This window comes from Priestia sp. SRI_019, assembly GCF_057586255.1.
In genome coordinates this window covers 662,404-677,354 of sequence record NZ_JBYCZN010000002.1, presented here as the reverse complement: position 1 = coordinate 677,354, position 14,951 = coordinate 662,404, and the positions used below count along the sequence as shown (strand labels likewise).

Below are 14,951 nucleotides of genomic sequence, written 5' to 3'. Positions count from 1 at the left end.
ACATGAGTTCAATTGTTAAATATTCTATTGTTATTCCTGTCTACAACGAAGAAGAAGTGATTCATGAAACCTACCGCCGTCTCACAGAAGTGATGCGTTCAACGAAAGAAGCTTACGAGCTTCTTTTCGTGAACGACGGCAGTAGAGATCGAACAGTAGAAATCATTAAAGAGTACAGTGAGCAAGACCCAGCGGTTGTTTTATTAGATTTTGCCCGTAACTTTGGTCATCAAATTGCTATTACAGCCGGTATGGATTATGCAAGAGGAGAGGCGGTCGTTGTGATTGATGCTGATTTGCAAGATCCGCCCGAATTGATTTTAGAGATGATTGAAAAATGGAAGCAAGGGTTTGACGTTGTATACGCTAAGCGTACAAAGCGAAAAGGAGAAACATATTTTAAAAAACAAACGGCTGCTATGTTTTATCGCTTCTTACGCGCGATGACCGATATTGATATTCCACTTGACACAGGGGATTTCCGTTTGCTAGATCGTAAAGTGTGCAATCAAATGAATAGCATTCAAGAAAAAAATCGCTTTGTTCGCGGATTAGTAAGCTGGGTTGGCTTTAAGCAAACAGCAGTAGAATATGAGCGAGACGAGCGTTTGGCCGGGGAGTCGAAATATCCTTTGAAAAAGATGCTGAAGCTTTCAATGGATGGTATTACATCTTTTTCATATAAGCCATTAAAGCTAGCTAGCTATGCTGGTGTAACTCTATCTGGTATCGGCTTTATTTATCTTTTAGTAGTGCTGTATTTGAAGTTATTTACAGACAGCACCATCACCGGGTGGTCGTCATTAATTGTCATTCAGCTATTCTTTAGCGGCATCATTTTAATTATTCTTGGTATGATTGGAGAATATATTGGCCGCATTTACGATGAAACAAAAAATCGTCCACTCTATATCGTCCGTGAAAAGTATCAGCTTGAACCACGCAAGGAAGTATCACTTCGTGACTAACAAATGGGTATCTTTTATTAAATTTGCGTTAGTAGGAGTTGTAAATACACTGATTGATTTTGTAGTATACGCACTTTTAACAACAATCGGTGTTAACTACATACTAGCGCAGTGGATTTCATACAGTGCGGGCATCTTAAACAGTTATGTCATGAATCGCAAATGGACGTTTGAGAGAAAAGAAAAAAGCAGTAAGCGTGAAGTGATTTCATTCGTGATCGTAAATTTGATCACTTTATCCCTAACATCATTTCTGTTGACTGTTCTATATAATAAATGGGGTATATCGCTGCTAATCAGTAAACTTTTAATTGCAATCGCAAGTGTCGGTATCAACTTTATTGGTACTAAATTATTTGTATTTACTACTAAAAAAGAAAGAGGGATTCATATATGACGATAAAAAAAGCAGTTATTCCAGTAGGCGGTTTAGGAACTCGATTTTTGCCAGCGACAAAAGCGCAGCCGAAAGAAATGCTGCCAATTGTCGATAAGCCTGCTGTACAATATATTGTAGAAGAAGCTGTGAAATCAGGCATTGAAAGTATTATTTTTATTACAGGACGAAACAAAAAATCAATTGAAGACCATTTTGATAAATCAATTGAGTTAGAGCAAATGCTTGAAGAAAAACACAAGTTTGACATGTTAAAGGAAGTACAAACGATCTCATCAATGGCCAGCATTCACTATATTCGTCAAAAAGAGCCGTTAGGACTCGGTCATGCTATTCTTTGTGCCGAACAGTTTATTGGAGATGAGCCGTTTGCTGTTCTTCTTGGAGACGATATTATGACTTCTGAAGAACCTGCGCTCAAACAGATGATCCAAGCGTATGAAACGACTAATCAATCAGTTATCGGAGTTCAAAAAGTGGATGTTGAAGAGGTATCAAAATACGGAATCATTCAGCCGAAAAATAAATCTGGCAGCCTTCATGAAGTGAATGACTTGATTGAAAAACCATCGATAGAACAAGCTCCGTCAACTATTGCCGTTATGGGCCGCTACATTTTAAATCCTTCTATTTTTTCTTATCTAAAAACGATTGAAAGAGGGGTAGGAAATGAATTACAATTAACAGATGCACTGCGTGTGGTATGTGAAAAAGAGCGATTGTTTGCTCTTGAACTGGAAGGGCAGCGCTTTGATATTGGAGATAAGGTAGGCTATATGAAAGCGATGGTAGAAGTTGCGTTAAAGCGCAGAGATTTACGTCACACGTTTTTATCGTATTTGGAGGGAATTGTAGAAAAAGAACGAGCAAACAACTTCAGTTACTAAGAGTTAATCAGTTTGTTCATATTCAGTTCATATCTGAAGTATAAAATCATTGTATGATCTTATGCGGCTCTCTGTTTGGTATAAACAGAGAGCTTACTGTGCGTAAAAGCTGGACAAACTTAGGAATAGGGAGAGACATGTATGATTCAAATATTAGTTGCAGATGATGATCAACATATTCGAGAGCTGATATCATTATATTTAGAAAATCAAGGATTTAAAATTATAAAAGCATCAGATGGTGAAGAAGCATGGACGAAAATGGAAGAGTTTCGAATTGATCTAGCAGTCGTTGATATCATGATGCCATTTAAAGACGGATGGGAACTAACAAAGGAAATTAAGGAGTATTTTGATATACCGGTTTTAATGGTAACAGCTAGAGGCGAATCACATGATAAGCTAAAAGGATTTGATATCGGAACAGACGACTATGTCGTGAAGCCTTTTGATCCTCAGGAAATGGTTGCTCGTGTAAAGGCTCTTTTACGCAGGTACCGAGTAGAAGCTAACAATGTAATCTATATGGGGAATATAAAACTAGACCGTACCAAATTAGAGATGAGTGCAGGAGAAACAAGCGAACAGCTGCCGTTAAAAGAGTTTGAACTACTGTTCACGCTCGTTAGTTCTCCAGGAAAGATTTTTACTCGTGATCAGCTTATTCAATTAATTTGGGGATATGATTATGAAGGCGATGAGCGCACGGTAGACGTTCACATAAAACGTCTGCGAGAGAGGCTTAATCATATGAAAAACGTCGGTATGGAAATCAAAACAATTCGCGGATTAGGCTATAGAGCAGAAGGGTGTTAACGTGAAATCAATTTATGTAAAGCTGGTTCTGTCGTTCATCATTACAATTTTATTGAGCGTTGTGATTACCGTTGTCGTTACGACATTTCTTAGCAAGCAGAAGCTCGAAATGCGATTAGGTCAGGATATGGTGAAGATGGGCGAAGATTTTATCGATTTGTACGGAGCAGAAGACTCCGACAAAGCTGCAAGGTTTTTATCTAATTCATCATTCATTCATTTTTCGTTTATTATTATTGATGATCAGCATGAAGAAAAAGTATTAGGACAGCCAGGACCGCCTATTCCAATTACACCGAAAGAAGTAGATCAAGTATTAGACGGGAAGCGTTATTCTAATTTAAACGAGGAAAAAGATGATCGTCCACAGCCAAACGTAGTGGGTCTTCCTTTTAAAGAAAATGGACGGTCGTATGCTCTATTTATTCAGTCTCATCCTCAGCGGCAATTTTCAGTTATTCAAGATGTGCAAAATATCCAGCTTATTACGATTTTATTAGTGGGTATTGTATTATTTGCATATGTTTCAATGATTATTATTAAACCGATTAAGCGTCTCAGTACAGCGATGAAAGTTGTCGGACAAGGTGAATACAATGTGCAAGTCGAGTACGCAGCGAATGATGAAATCGGTCTGTTAACTAAAAATTTCAATCAAATGACTAAAGAATTAGACAAAATAGAAACGATGAGGCAAGAGTTCATTGCTAGCGTTTCGCATGAGATTCAATCACCGCTGACCTCTATTCGCGGTTTTTCAGCGGCACTTAAAGATGATATCGTCAGTGAAGATAAAAAGATACAATATTTAACGATTATTGAAAAAGAAAGTACAAGACTTTCTCAGCTGAGTTCCAATTTGCTAAAACTTGCTTCTCTAGACTCTGAACATCAAACGCTAATCCTACAGCCATACCGGTTAGATGAACAAATCAGGCATGTGGTCATGGCTTTAGAACCTCAGTGGACAAAAAAGAACATAGAAATTGACCTTGATTTATCCAATGTTCAAATGGAAGCAGATAAAGATTTGTTAGAGCAAGTGTGGCTAAACTTAATAACAAATGCTATTAAATATACGCCTGAACATGGATTTGTGAAAATATCCATTTCTCTAAAAAACGAAGAAATAGACGTGAAAATAAAGGACAATGGAATTGGTATTGCCCAAGAAGATCAAAAATATATTTTTGAAAGCTTTTATAAAGTAGATAAATCGAGAACGTTAAAAGGAAGCGGCCTCGGTCTAGCCATCACAAAAAAAATTGTTCGGCTGCATGAGGGCGCAATACATGTTGAAAGCAAAAAAGAACAAGGAAGCATCTTTACGGTAACCCTGCCTATCCAAAAAAATAGAACTGAAAAAGACTCGTCTGTGTAACTTCATGCAGATGAGTCTTTTTTATTAGGTCGAAGATATAAAAAAATTTAATAATATCTATTTATTTTTTTAATCCCTACTTGACATATAGGTAAAGTGTAAATAATATAGATAGTATAAATCTTTTGAAAAAATTGGGATGCTAAAGAAGCTGATCGGTCAACCGAAGGCTCATACTTGTTCGCTACTAGTGTGGGCCTTTTCTGTACATTGGTTGTGGTCATTAAAATCTCAATCTTCAACTGAACATATGGGGAGGATTACCATGTATTTATCTTCTGCACATTATACAAGTACTTATAGATGTTGTTCGCTTTGTTTATTCAACTGCAACTAAAATATAAATTTATCTATGAATAGGAGAATGATAAAATGGCTTCAATTACACAAGAAAAATTAGACTATATTGTTAAATTACTAACTGAAATCAACTATGGATCTGTACTAATTACTCTTCACGACGGACAAATTACTCAAGTGGACAGCACGGAAAAAAACCGCTTTTTAGCTAAAAGTAAAGTAGCAAGCCACAAATAAGTCTATTTGAATACGTATTTAGAGAAACTGAAGGGCCAGCCTAGATAGCGAACGCTTGACGGCGGGGCAAGCAAGTACTGTACTAAATATAGAAAACGTGCGTATTCGAAGAAAAATTGACTTTCTTTCCGGTCGAAGATTTAGAATTTTTTGAATTTAAATTGTGTTATAGGTTGTATGAGTATGACGATGAAAAGTGTAAAGCTGCTGAAGCAGCAGCTTTACACTTTTTAAAATGATAAAGATCTGGCAGTTTTATCCCTGTGCTGATCGGATTACCGAAGGCTTCTGACCTGTGTTAGGAGTCTTTTTTTATTCTTAAATTAATGTAATAGGAGGAATAAAGATGGAAAATTTATTACGAGCAGCGGTGCGGCAAAGAAAACAATACCTCATTGAAGAGTTATTGAAAAAAGGGATTTACAAAAAAGAAAACCATCATCTTTTTGAACTCACACTTTCTGACTTAGAAAAAGAGTATCAGGCACGCAGTAGGTAAGGCATAGAAAAATTTATATCCAATAAAAAAGCGTAAAGGATATGGCTTTGCGCTTTTTATCTGTAATAAATTAGTACCAGATATTAAAAGTAGGTGTTATAATTAAGTATCAACTGATTTGAGGTGGAGAAATGATACAGTCAAAAGCTAGAATTACGGGAATGGGGACGTATACACCAAAGCAAAAATTAACGAACGACCATTTAAAAGAAATGGTTGATACAAGTGACGAATGGATTATGCAGCGTACGGGAATGAAAGAGCGACGAATGGCTGGTGAAGGCGAATACACGTCTACGCTTGCCATTCAAGCCGTTGAAAATTTGCTTAACCGATATGCTGTAGAAATAGAAGATGTAGATGCAATTATTGTTTCGACCACAACGCCGGATCACTTTTTTCCTAGCGTAGCATGTCAGGTTCAAGATTACTTTCATATTGAGCAAGCTGCTGCATTTGACTTAAGTGCAGCATGCGCCGGGTTTACATATGGCCTTCATATGGCGAACGGCTTAGTGACGTCGGAATTGCATAAAAAGATTTTAGTTATTGGTGCTGAAGTCATGACGAAAATTACAGATTATACGGACCGGGCCACATGTGTGCTGTTTGGTGACGGAGCGGGAGCCATGCTTGTAGAGTACGATGAGCATAATCCAAGTTTTTTAGGATGTCACTACGGAACGGACGGAAGCGGAGGGGGAAATTTATATCGCTCTAATTTATCTAATACTCTTTCGGGAAAAGAAATTAACTCGAGCGGAAATTTAGTTCAAAACGGACGTGAAGTATACCGCTTTGCTGTCCGAACGATTCCAAAAGGAGTAGAAGCATTATTAAAGAATACTTCTATTTCTCTTTCTGATGTAAATTGGTTTATTCCGCATAGTGCAAACCTTCGAATGATTGAAGCTATTTGTGCTAAAACAGGTGTTTCAATGGATAAAACGTTAACGAGTGTGCAATACTGCGGAAATACATCTTCAGCTTCTATTCCGCTTGCTTTAAACGAAGGAATAATGACAGGAAAAGTACAGGATAATGACCTCCTTATTCTCTATGGGTTTGGAGGAGGATTAACGCACTGCGGCTTGTTAATTAAATGGATGTGTAAAGAAAAAAGCTAAAAGGCATGGCCTTTTAGCTTTTTTTGTCTTTTACTGCTAAGAAGAATTCGATAAAATGGAAAAAGAAGTAAAGGGGGTGTGCATATGAATCACGTTTTATACATTGAAGACAATGAAGAAATTGGATTAATGATTCAAAATGAGCTTAAAAAGCAAAACTATGAAGTTACTTGGTTACAATCAGGAGATATCGCCAGTCAGTTTATTAAACAAGCGGATATTGTCATTCTAGATGTAATGCTGCCTGGGTTAGATGGATTTACAGTGGGAAAAAAGCTTAAAAAACTAGCACCTGATGTCCCGATTTTAATGCTTTCAGCTCGTACAGCCCTAGAAGATAAGATCATGGGGCTAGAGTTTGCCGATGACTATGTCACAAAGCCGTTTCATCCAGAAGAGCTGCTTGCAAGGCTTGAAGTATTGTTAAGAAGATTTTCAAGAAAGAAAGAAGAGCTTATTGTAAAACATTTGCATATTTCGATGATAGACTATCGCGTGATGAACAGAGAGACAAGTGAAGAAATTAGTTTAACAGGTAAGCAATTTCATATTTTTACTTATTTCCTTCAGCATTTAAATCAAATTTTAACAAAAGAACAAATTTATGAAGGGGTATGGAAAGAGCGTTATATAGAAGGAGATAAAACATTAATGGTACATATTCGCTATTTACGAGAAAAATTGGAGAAAAATGCAGCTAAGCCTGAAATTATTGAAACAATACGAGGGATTGGGTACAGGGTGAAGCAATGAACGTTACACAGTCTCTTATCACGAAGTATATCTTAATTATGATTGCAGCTGTACTAATTATACCGGTATCATTTTTTGCAGGCTCATGGCTGATCACCGTCCCTTTTATGCATATTCAAGGATTATTAAATGAAGAGTATAAAGGAAAAAGCTACTACGAACAAATGTGGAATGAAGAAGCCCAAAAGCTAGAAGGAGCAAATGAGAAAACAATTAATCAAAAGCTAAAATTATTAAAAGCAAAATACCCTGAAGCTTCAATATTCTGGGTAAACGAAGCTGGACAAACACAGCTTCCGCTTCCTTATCATGAAGCCCTTCCGAAGCAATGGTCATCGTCTTATACGGCTGAATTTATAAAAAAACGATACGGAAACGATCCGTATACGGTTATTACCTTTATTGGAACAGATAAAAAGCAAGGTTTTATGGTCATTGAAGTGCCAGAAAAAGCCGTTGAGCCTCCTATTCAAAGGCTAGACCCAGCCTACTATAATATTTATTTAGGATTTGTTTTTATCATTGTGCTTTCTTTTATTGTACTTTCTCTGTTCTTTTTTCTTCGAATTCGAAAAAGGCTGCGAGTGTTACAAGCTGCTATGAACAACAAAGGCGAGCAAGGAATTCCTTTACCTGTTGTATCTGAGTCCACGGATGAAATTGGTCAGCTAGAACAATCGTTCAATCAAATGGTTAAACAGCTTCATGAAAGCCGGGACTGAGAGAAGCAAGAAGAACAGCTGCGGCAAGACTTAATTATGAGTCTGTCGCATGACTTACGAACACCGCTCACGACTGTTCGAACGCATATTTATCAGCTGAAAAACGAAGAAATGGCCTTGAACGTTCAACAATCTCTTGAGGTAATTGATACAAAAGTAGAATTTGTTAGTGATTTAATAGATAATTTATTTTCCTATACGCTGCTGTTAAATGGAAAATATCCATATCGGGAAGAGGAAGTTGATATGGCTCGATTTCTTAGAAAAAGCATTGCACAATGGTATCCACTATTTGAAGAAGAGAATATGGAAGTGGATATTCAACTGCCTTCTCAGTCCATATATTGGCGCGGAGATGTTCAGTGGTTAGAAAGAATAATAGATAATTTATGTCAAAATGTCATTCGTCATGCCAAAGAAGGTAACTTTATTGGCTTTCGCCTTGTTCAAGAGCATGATTTATCTTCTCTCACCATTTCTGATAAAGGGTCAGGCTTTAAAAAGAATAGCCATACGAAGCAAAACGGTGTAGGTCTAGCGATTGTGGATGCGATGATTAAAGAAATGGGGTTAACGTGGTCAATTCATTCTACAAAACATGGAACGGATATTCAAATTGTGTACAAAGCGAGTGATTAATTCACTCGCTTTTTTAAACAAATTTTAACCTTTCTTTTCCGTCCTCTTAACTTTGGCTGTTTATAGTAAAGGAGAGGTGATAAAAGTGGAAATAGTTAAAACGACTCAGCTGATAAAAGTATTTAAAGGAGCAGAAGCTGTAAATGAAGTGGATTTATCCATTAAAGAAGGAGAAATCTACGGGTTTTTAGGACCTAACGGAGCAGGGAAGACGACAACGATTAGAATGCTGCTCGGGCTAATGAAGCCAACGAGCGGGGAAATTGAGCTGTTTGGAGAAAGAATAAAAAATCACAGGCAGCATATTCAAGCCTTAAAAAAGATAGGTTCACTTGTAGAGAGCCCTTCCTATTATGCGCATTTAACTGCAAGAGAAAATCTAGAGGTACTTCGTAAAATACTAGGTGTATCTAAAAACAGAGTGGATGAAGTACTAAATATTGTAAAATTAACAAAAGAAGCAAATCGTCCAGTCAAAGGCTTTTCTCTTGGGATGAAACAGCGGCTTGGTATTGCTTCTGCACTCCTCGGAAATCCTCGTTTATTAATCTTAGACGAACCAACCAACGGACTGGATCCTGCAGGAATTCAAGAAATTCGTTCATTAATTAAAGAAATGCCAGGGGAAAACGGAGTTACCGTATTGATTTCAAGTCATTTACTCTATGAAATTGACCATTTAGCGACTCAAGTAGGTATTATTACAAAAGGAAAGATGCTATTTAATGGATCGATTGAATCGCTTCGCAAAAAAGCTAAGCATCAAGTGGCATTTACAACGGGAGAGATAGAAAAGGCTAAAACAATCCTATTAGCAAACGGGTTTGTACCTACTATCGATGAACATAGTCTTCTTTTAGATTATATTGATCATGAGCAAGTGGCACATCTTGTTTATCAGCTTGTGCAAGAAAATGTCTCAATCTACCGAGTTGAAGAAAAATCGAAGTCATTAGAAGATATCTTTTTAAAGCTGACGAGCGAGGAGAATAGATATGTTCGCAAAAATACTGCAGGCTGAGTGTATAAAGTTAAAAAGAAAATGGCTCTGGTTTTTACTATTTTTAGGTCCAGCGGGTGTAATTGGCTTAACGCTAGTTGATTATAGCGTTCGATATGAATATTTAATTCAGCAAAATCCGAATGTGTGGGAAGGTCTTTTACATGAACTAAACATCACGCTTCCAATAGCTTTTTTACTGGGAGGAACGATTCTTGCTTCAAATGTAGCGCATATTGAATATCATAGAAGCTCATGGAAGCAGCTGCTGAGCTTACCTGTGAGCAGACTGAGTGTTTATACAGCAAAATTTGTAGTAGTTATGTTTATGCTACTTATCGCTTCTGCTGTTCTATTAATCGGTATAATTGGGTTAGGATGGTGGTTAGGATTTGGTTTTCCGTCTTCTTGGAAAAATCTTTTCGTGTATACCTTTTATCCGTTTTTTTCTGCCATTCCATTTGTAGCTATTCAAATATGGTTATCTATGCTTTTTAAAAATCAAGGCCGCTCTCTTGCACTAGGTATTGTGATGAGTGTGACGATGAGTGGTATGAGAGAATTGCCGAGCTGGTTTTTCTGGCAATGGCCAATGTTAGCGTTTTCTGACTATCGGAATATGTACATGATAGCAGGTGTAATTATCGGTATTTTCTTATATGCTGCAGGCGCCTTGCACTTTATCAAAAAGGATGTGGCCTAAATGTTTTTGCAATTATGTAAGATAGAATCGTTTAAATTGTTTAAAACAAAAGCCTGGACGTACCTTTTTGTGAGTCCTATTCTAATCGCTATTATCCTTTTTGTAGGTGATCAGGCAATGCCAAGCGGGAGAATGAAATGGGCAATGGCAGATGCCTTGATTGCCAATGTTCACGGATTGCTGTTTTATCCGTTAATTGGCGGGTTAGTAACATCCTTCATCTGTCGGTATGAACACGAAGCGGGAGGGTGGAAGCAATTATTATCTCTTCCTGTGACAAGGACATCGGTATACGGAGCAAAATTGATTACAGCAGCAGCTTTCATGGGAATTCTTCAAGTGCTTGTATTTGTTGTTTTATTAGGAGTTAGCATGTTAAAAGACTATCCGAGCGCTGTGCCATTAAAGATGATAGCTGGAAATATGCTAGGCGGATGGGTTGCGGTGTTGCCCATTCTTGCGTTTATGCTAGCTGTGTCAATGGCATGTTCTAGCTTTGGAGCATCTTTGACAGTCAACGTCATTTTAACACTACCGAATTTATTCGTTGCTAATTCTGAACGATTTGGCCCCTGGTACCCATGGACTCAGCCAATGTATGGAATGTTAGGTGTAAACGGAAAAGCATCATGGGGGTTGATGCTGACTACACAGAATTTCTTAGTGGTTGTTATAAGCAGCTTTCTGCTTTTTGGAGCAGCAGGTTTACTGTATTTTCAGCGCAAACATATATAATAGAAAAAACCCGCTTTTTTACAGCGGGTTTTCAGCTGGCTTTTGGAATAGTAAAGCCTACTCCAAATACGTCGCGCACATCGTGGACAACCACAAAAGCCTGTTCGTCGACTTTATGAATAATGCGTTTTAATTCTAGCAGTTCTTGTTTGTTCACAACTACGTACAATACGTCTTTTGCTTCTTTTGTATAGCTTCCATGAGCGGAAAAAACAGTGACTCCTCGCTGCATCTTTTTATTAACTTGTTCGGCCACTTCAGCGGAACGGTGTGAAATAATAGTAATTGCTTTGCGAGGATTGAGTCCTTCAATGATATAATCAAGCACTTTCGTTCCGATGTAAAGAGAAATAACCGTATACATCGTCTTTTCTCCTCCGATGACAAAATAGGCGCTTGCTACAACCAATAAATCAATTGCCAGCATCGTTTTGCTAATATTCCAGTCTAGATATTGATTAGCTAAGCGGGCAATAACTGCAGAGCCTCCGGAAGTTCCGCCTCCTCTAAACACAAGTCCGAGTCCTACACCAGCTAAAATACCAGCAAAAATAGCCCCCAGCAGCGTATCATCAAGAGGATTTCCCAGTCCTTCAGTTATATGTAGGAATAGAGATGTGAAAACAATACATATAATTGTGTAAGCAATCACACGTTTGTGAAGCAATTTGTATCCGATTAGTACCAGCAAACCGTTTAATATAAAGTTTGTGATACCCGGAGACCAGCCTAATACATAATAGGTAATCATTGTTACACCGGTTACGCCGCCTTCTGCTAATTCATTTGGAATAGCAAAGTAATTAATGGCAAGTGCAAAAATAAGGCTTCCTAGAATAATAAGGATAATTTCTTTTATTTTATTAATCATGAACGTTACCTCCAATCATCAAAAACTCCGAAAACACAGTCATGACAATGTATTATACCAACTCTAGAGACCGAATTAAAGATGAGATATTATTATTTTTAAAAAAATCAGTTTCTGCTATCATCATAAAATCTTTTGACAGTTTTTATCTAATATGAAAAAATGAATTGTTTGCTTTTATTTTGATTAAAAAGTTTTGCAATGAGAATGTTCGTTCGGTAAAATAGAAGCAAGAGTCAAGGGGGAGAATGAACGTGTATCAAGATGAATTAAAACAGTATGCGAAGTTAGTAATGCCCGAGCATTTAGAGAAAATGAAGAAAATGTACAGTCCCGATGCGCATAAGCAGTCCTTAGGGTTGAAAAAAGAAAAGATTGAGCATATTGAAAATGTCATTATGAACAGTTACTCGGAGCATCATCCAGTAACGCTTCACGTCTATGAAGCAGGACATATTCAAAGGTATGAACGAGTGACGATTGATAAAGTCTCGCTGCAGTCGAATACGCTGATGGTTACAGGCCCTTGTTATACATATTCGATTCGAGCGGATGCAGTAATTGAAGCAGATGTATGGAAAGATGAAAGCTACTCTAGCTAAGAGTAGCTTTTTTGTTCGTTTTGTATCTTTTTTTTAACGCATGCATACAATACATAAAAGCATATTCTGCGAGTAGTAACTTCTAGCTACTAGGAAATTTTAATTAAAGAAGGGATCATTGTATGCAAAATGAAAAAACTCAAGTAAGAGAAATCGAATTAACGCAGTTCATTAAGAAAAGACTCGTTCGTTTTATCTCAAGTTTAGCTATTTCTTCTGCCCTTGCTTCCATATTATATATGCTTCTGTTTTTATTTAAATGATGGGTCACTTTGAGTTGTCCAAAAAGGTGGACAACTTTTTTGGTGTGTAGGCTTTTACGAAATCAGGACAAGCTATGGCTGATTCAGTCAGAAAAATTCAATCGGTCAAGAAATAGTCAAAAACAGTCATAGCTAATTGAGTAGAAGAAAACCTTTACATATAATGAGAAAAGTAGACAAATTCTTGAATTACCAGCATATTTCCTTTTGTAGTAACTATTATTAAACCAAATGCAAATTTAATTGTTCGTTCAAAAAACTTTATTTTGTAATTAAAAAAATGAATGTTTTTGATTTTTTATGATTGATTTTGAATGTAAACCGTGATAAAGTAAGTACATGAAATAAATGAAAACGCTTTTTTGAAAAAGGAGCTAGAACATGTTAACGCCGGAGAGACATCAACTAATCTTAAAACTTTTAAAAGAGAAAGAACTTGTAAAAGTGCAAGAGTTTATCGAAGTTACAGGCGCTTCGGAATCCACCATTAGAAGAGACTTAAGTCAACTAGAAGAAGAGCAAATGCTCAAACGTGTTCACGGTGGCGCTTCGCTTATTCGCAGTAAACGAATCGAACTGAGCGTTATCGAAAAATCTGCTAAAAATGTTCAAGATAAACGAAACATTGCAGAGTATGCGGCTTCCATTATAAATGAAGGTGACTGTATTTTTTTAGATGCAGGAACTACAACGTATGAAATGATTCCTTTTTTAAAGCAAAAAGATGTAGTTGTCGTGACAAATGGTTTAATGCATTTAAACCCGATGCTAGAACAAGGTATCACCCTCTATTTAATTGGGGGATCTGTTAAACATAAAACGGGCGCTTTAATTGGCAATGGAGCTCTTTTAAGTCTTGAGCAATATCGTTTTGATAAGTGCTTTATGGGAGCGAATGGGATTCATCATCAATATGGATATACCACTCCTGACCCAGAAGAAGCATTGATCAAGCAAACGGCAATGAAGCTGTCTAGAGAATCTTATATTTTATCAGATTCCACTAAGTTTTTTGAAACAAGCTTTGCGAAAATAGCCGATTTACATGAAGCAAAAATTATAACAAATGACGTACCTAGCGATGTACTTATACAGTATGCAAACAAAACAGACATAAAGGTTGTGAAATCATGATTTATACATGTACGTTGAACCCATCCGTTGATTACGTAGTACATGTTTCAGCATTCGAAGAAGGCGGGCTTAACCGCACAACGAATGAAGCCAAGTTTCCAGGAGGAAAAGGCATTAACGTCTCTCGCGTTTTAAAGCGATTAGGTGTTGATAATAAAGCCCTCGGTTTTGTAGCCGGCTTTACAGGAACCTATATCGAAGACTACTTAAAAGCGGAGAATATCGAAACAGCTTTTACAAGAGTTGAGGGAGATACCCGTATTAACGTAAAGTTAAAAACAGAAAAAGAAACAGAAATTAACGGTCAAGGACCTGCTATTACAGACGAAGCGCTTCAGTCTTTATTGACTCAAGTAAAGCAAATGACTGAAGGCGATATCTTCGTATTAGCGGGGAGTATACCGAAAACGCTTCCAAGTTCTGTGTATGAAACGTTAACTGAACTAGCAGCAGCGAACGGAGTAAAAGTTGTAGTAGATGCAAGTGGAAAAACTTTGCTAGACGTCGTGTCCCACAACCCGTTTTTTATCAAACCGAATCATCATGAACTTGCAGAATTGTTTGATGTAGAAGTAAACAGTGCAGAAGATGCGCTAGTATACGGTAAGAAGCTCGTGGAACAAGGAGCGCAAAACGTCGTTGTGTCTATGGCAGGTGATGGAGCACTGCTTATTAACGAAAGCGGTGTCTACAGTGCCACAGTCCCTAAAGGAACGGTAAAAAATTCTGTTGGAGCTGGCGATTCACTTGTAGCTGGATTTATTGCTTCTTATGTAAAACAAGGGGATTTATTAGAAGCTTTTCAAACAGGAGTAGCTTCAGGAAGTGCCACAGCATTCTCACTTGAATTATGTACAGCAGAAGATGTAAAGACGCTTCGTGAACAAGTGTCAATCACAAAGGTAGAGTAGGGGGAA

At 37.3% G+C, this 14,951-nt stretch carries 19 protein-coding genes; 18 read left to right on the top strand and 1 reads right to left on the bottom strand.

What is annotated here, in order from left to right; genetic code table 11:
* The first annotated feature begins 2 nt into the window (after positions 1–2).
* From AC2YJL_RS13760 to AC2YJL_RS13695, 14 genes are all read left to right on the top strand, one after another.
* On the top strand, positions 3–968 hold the full coding sequence (locus tag AC2YJL_RS13760; RefSeq protein WP_195694240.1) for a glycosyltransferase family 2 protein: 966 nt from the start codon (positions 3–5) through the stop codon (positions 966–968).
* On the top strand, positions 961–1,365 hold the full coding sequence (locus AC2YJL_RS13755) for a GtrA family protein (protein WP_230932515.1): 405 nt from the start codon (positions 961–963) through the stop codon (positions 1,363–1,365). The genes AC2YJL_RS13760 and AC2YJL_RS13755 overlap by 8 nt, the downstream gene beginning before the upstream one ends.
* Complete coding sequence (gene galU, locus AC2YJL_RS13750) at positions 1,362–2,252, top strand: UTP--glucose-1-phosphate uridylyltransferase GalU (protein WP_050689945.1); 891 nt, start codon at positions 1,362–1,364, stop codon at positions 2,250–2,252. Before AC2YJL_RS13755 ends, galU begins: the two co-directional genes overlap by 4 nt.
* Before the next feature lie 141 nt (positions 2,253–2,393).
* Positions 2,394–3,068 carry a response regulator transcription factor gene (locus AC2YJL_RS13745; RefSeq protein WP_195694236.1) on the top strand — a complete coding sequence of 225 codons (675 nt, stop codon included), beginning with the start codon at positions 2,394–2,396 and terminating at the stop codon, positions 3,066–3,068.
* 1 nt (position 3,069) lies between these two features.
* Complete coding sequence (locus tag AC2YJL_RS13740) at positions 3,070–4,449, top strand: sensor histidine kinase (protein WP_251567996.1); 1,380 nt, start codon at positions 3,070–3,072, stop codon at positions 4,447–4,449.
* Between the two features lie 372 nt (positions 4,450–4,821).
* The gene (locus tag AC2YJL_RS13735; protein ID WP_013056824.1) at positions 4,822–4,986 is read left to right on the top strand and encodes a YezD family protein; all 165 of its coding nucleotides are present in this window, start codon (positions 4,822–4,824) and stop codon (positions 4,984–4,986) included.
* 346 nt (positions 4,987–5,332) lie between these two features.
* The gene (locus tag AC2YJL_RS13730) at positions 5,333–5,485 is read left to right on the top strand and encodes a Fur-regulated basic protein FbpA (protein WP_195694232.1); all 153 of its coding nucleotides are present in this window, start codon (positions 5,333–5,335) and stop codon (positions 5,483–5,485) included.
* A gap of 131 nt (positions 5,486–5,616) precedes the next feature.
* Entirely contained in the window at positions 5,617–6,612 is a 996-nt protein-coding gene (locus AC2YJL_RS13725) for a ketoacyl-ACP synthase III (protein ID WP_251567998.1), read from the top strand.
* 84 nt (positions 6,613–6,696) lie between these two features.
* Complete coding sequence (locus AC2YJL_RS13720; RefSeq protein ID WP_025752135.1) at positions 6,697–7,365, top strand: response regulator transcription factor; 669 nt, start codon at positions 6,697–6,699, stop codon at positions 7,363–7,365.
* Positions 7,362–8,087: a HAMP domain-containing protein gene (locus AC2YJL_RS13715; RefSeq protein WP_487374783.1), complete on the top strand. Its 726-nt coding sequence runs from the start codon at positions 7,362–7,364 to the stop codon at positions 8,085–8,087. The genes AC2YJL_RS13720 and AC2YJL_RS13715 overlap by 4 nt, the downstream gene beginning before the upstream one ends.
* 18 nt (positions 8,088–8,105) lie before the next feature.
* Positions 8,106–8,726: a sensor histidine kinase gene (locus AC2YJL_RS13710; RefSeq protein ID WP_487374873.1), complete on the top strand. Its 621-nt coding sequence runs from the start codon at positions 8,106–8,108 to the stop codon at positions 8,724–8,726.
* 85 nt (positions 8,727–8,811) lie between these two features.
* A complete protein-coding gene (locus AC2YJL_RS13705; protein ID WP_487374782.1) occupies positions 8,812–9,747 on the top strand; it encodes an ABC transporter ATP-binding protein in 936 nt (311 codons plus the stop codon).
* The gene (locus AC2YJL_RS13700; RefSeq protein WP_050691739.1) at positions 9,722–10,429 is read left to right on the top strand and encodes an ABC transporter permease; all 708 of its coding nucleotides are present in this window, start codon (positions 9,722–9,724) and stop codon (positions 10,427–10,429) included. The genes AC2YJL_RS13705 and AC2YJL_RS13700 overlap by 26 nt, the downstream gene beginning before the upstream one ends.
* The gene (locus tag AC2YJL_RS13695) at positions 10,430–11,164 is read left to right on the top strand and encodes an ABC transporter permease (protein WP_251568002.1); all 735 of its coding nucleotides are present in this window, start codon (positions 10,430–10,432) and stop codon (positions 11,162–11,164) included.
* Between the two features lie 31 nt (positions 11,165–11,195).
* On the opposite strand, the gene AC2YJL_RS13690 is transcribed toward AC2YJL_RS13695, so the two are convergent.
* Positions 11,196–12,035, bottom strand: coding sequence for a YitT family protein (locus AC2YJL_RS13690; RefSeq protein WP_195694217.1), 840 nt, complete (start codon positions 12,033–12,035; stop codon positions 11,196–11,198).
* 248 nt (positions 12,036–12,283) lie between these two features.
* On the opposite strand from AC2YJL_RS13690, the gene AC2YJL_RS13685 reads away from it, so the two are divergent.
* The 4 genes from AC2YJL_RS13685 (at position 12,284) to pfkB (ending at position 14,945) form a co-directional block, all read left to right on the top strand.
* Positions 12,284–12,637 (top strand): YolD-like family protein, encoded by a 354-nt coding sequence (locus AC2YJL_RS13685; RefSeq protein ID WP_025752142.1) that lies wholly within the window; start codon positions 12,284–12,286, stop codon positions 12,635–12,637.
* 122 nt (positions 12,638–12,759) lie between these two features.
* Positions 12,760–12,900 carry a hypothetical protein gene (locus AC2YJL_RS13680; protein WP_013056833.1) on the top strand — a complete coding sequence of 47 codons (141 nt, stop codon included), beginning with the start codon at positions 12,760–12,762 and terminating at the stop codon, positions 12,898–12,900.
* 381 nt (positions 12,901–13,281) lie between these two features.
* Positions 13,282–14,034 carry a DeoR/GlpR family DNA-binding transcription regulator gene (locus AC2YJL_RS13675; protein ID WP_013056834.1) on the top strand — a complete coding sequence of 251 codons (753 nt, stop codon included), beginning with the start codon at positions 13,282–13,284 and terminating at the stop codon, positions 14,032–14,034.
* A complete protein-coding gene (gene pfkB / locus AC2YJL_RS13670; protein WP_230932520.1) occupies positions 14,031–14,945 on the top strand; it encodes a 1-phosphofructokinase in 915 nt (304 codons plus the stop codon). Before AC2YJL_RS13675 ends, pfkB begins: the two co-directional genes overlap by 4 nt.
* Positions 14,946–14,951: the final 6 nt, after the last annotated feature.

Excerpts from the sequence above, each read along its gene's own strand:
- AC2YJL_RS13760 (WP_195694240.1), top strand. The coding sequence starts at position 3 with ATGAGTTCAATTGTTAAATATTCTATTGTTATTCCTGTCTACAACGAA.
- galU (WP_050689945.1), top strand. The coding sequence starts at position 1,362 with ATGACGATAAAAAAAGCAGTTATTCCAGTAGGCGGTTTAGGAACTCGA.
- AC2YJL_RS13745 (WP_195694236.1), top strand. The coding sequence starts at position 2,394 with ATGATTCAAATATTAGTTGCAGATGATGATCAACATATTCGAGAGCTG.
- AC2YJL_RS13735 (WP_013056824.1), top strand. The coding sequence starts at position 4,822 with ATGGCTTCAATTACACAAGAAAAATTAGACTATATTGTTAAATTACTA.
- AC2YJL_RS13730 (WP_195694232.1), top strand. The coding sequence starts at position 5,333 with ATGGAAAATTTATTACGAGCAGCGGTGCGGCAAAGAAAACAATACCTC.
- AC2YJL_RS13725 (WP_251567998.1), top strand. The coding sequence starts at position 5,617 with ATGATACAGTCAAAAGCTAGAATTACGGGAATGGGGACGTATACACCA.
- AC2YJL_RS13720 (WP_025752135.1), top strand. The coding sequence starts at position 6,697 with ATGAATCACGTTTTATACATTGAAGACAATGAAGAAATTGGATTAATG.
- AC2YJL_RS13715 (WP_487374783.1), top strand. The coding sequence starts at position 7,362 with ATGAACGTTACACAGTCTCTTATCACGAAGTATATCTTAATTATGATT.
- AC2YJL_RS13700 (WP_050691739.1), top strand. The coding sequence starts at position 9,722 with ATGTTCGCAAAAATACTGCAGGCTGAGTGTATAAAGTTAAAAAGAAAA.
- AC2YJL_RS13695 (WP_251568002.1), top strand. The coding sequence starts at position 10,430 with ATGTTTTTGCAATTATGTAAGATAGAATCGTTTAAATTGTTTAAAACA.
- AC2YJL_RS13690 (WP_195694217.1), bottom strand. The coding sequence starts at position 12,035 with ATGATTAATAAAATAAAAGAAATTATCCTTATTATTCTAGGAAGCCTT.
- AC2YJL_RS13685 (WP_025752142.1), top strand. The coding sequence starts at position 12,284 with ATGAACGTGTATCAAGATGAATTAAAACAGTATGCGAAGTTAGTAATG.
- AC2YJL_RS13680 (WP_013056833.1), top strand. The coding sequence starts at position 12,760 with ATGCAAAATGAAAAAACTCAAGTAAGAGAAATCGAATTAACGCAGTTC.
- AC2YJL_RS13675 (WP_013056834.1), top strand. The coding sequence starts at position 13,282 with ATGTTAACGCCGGAGAGACATCAACTAATCTTAAAACTTTTAAAAGAG.
- pfkB (WP_230932520.1), top strand. The coding sequence starts at position 14,031 with ATGATTTATACATGTACGTTGAACCCATCCGTTGATTACGTAGTACAT.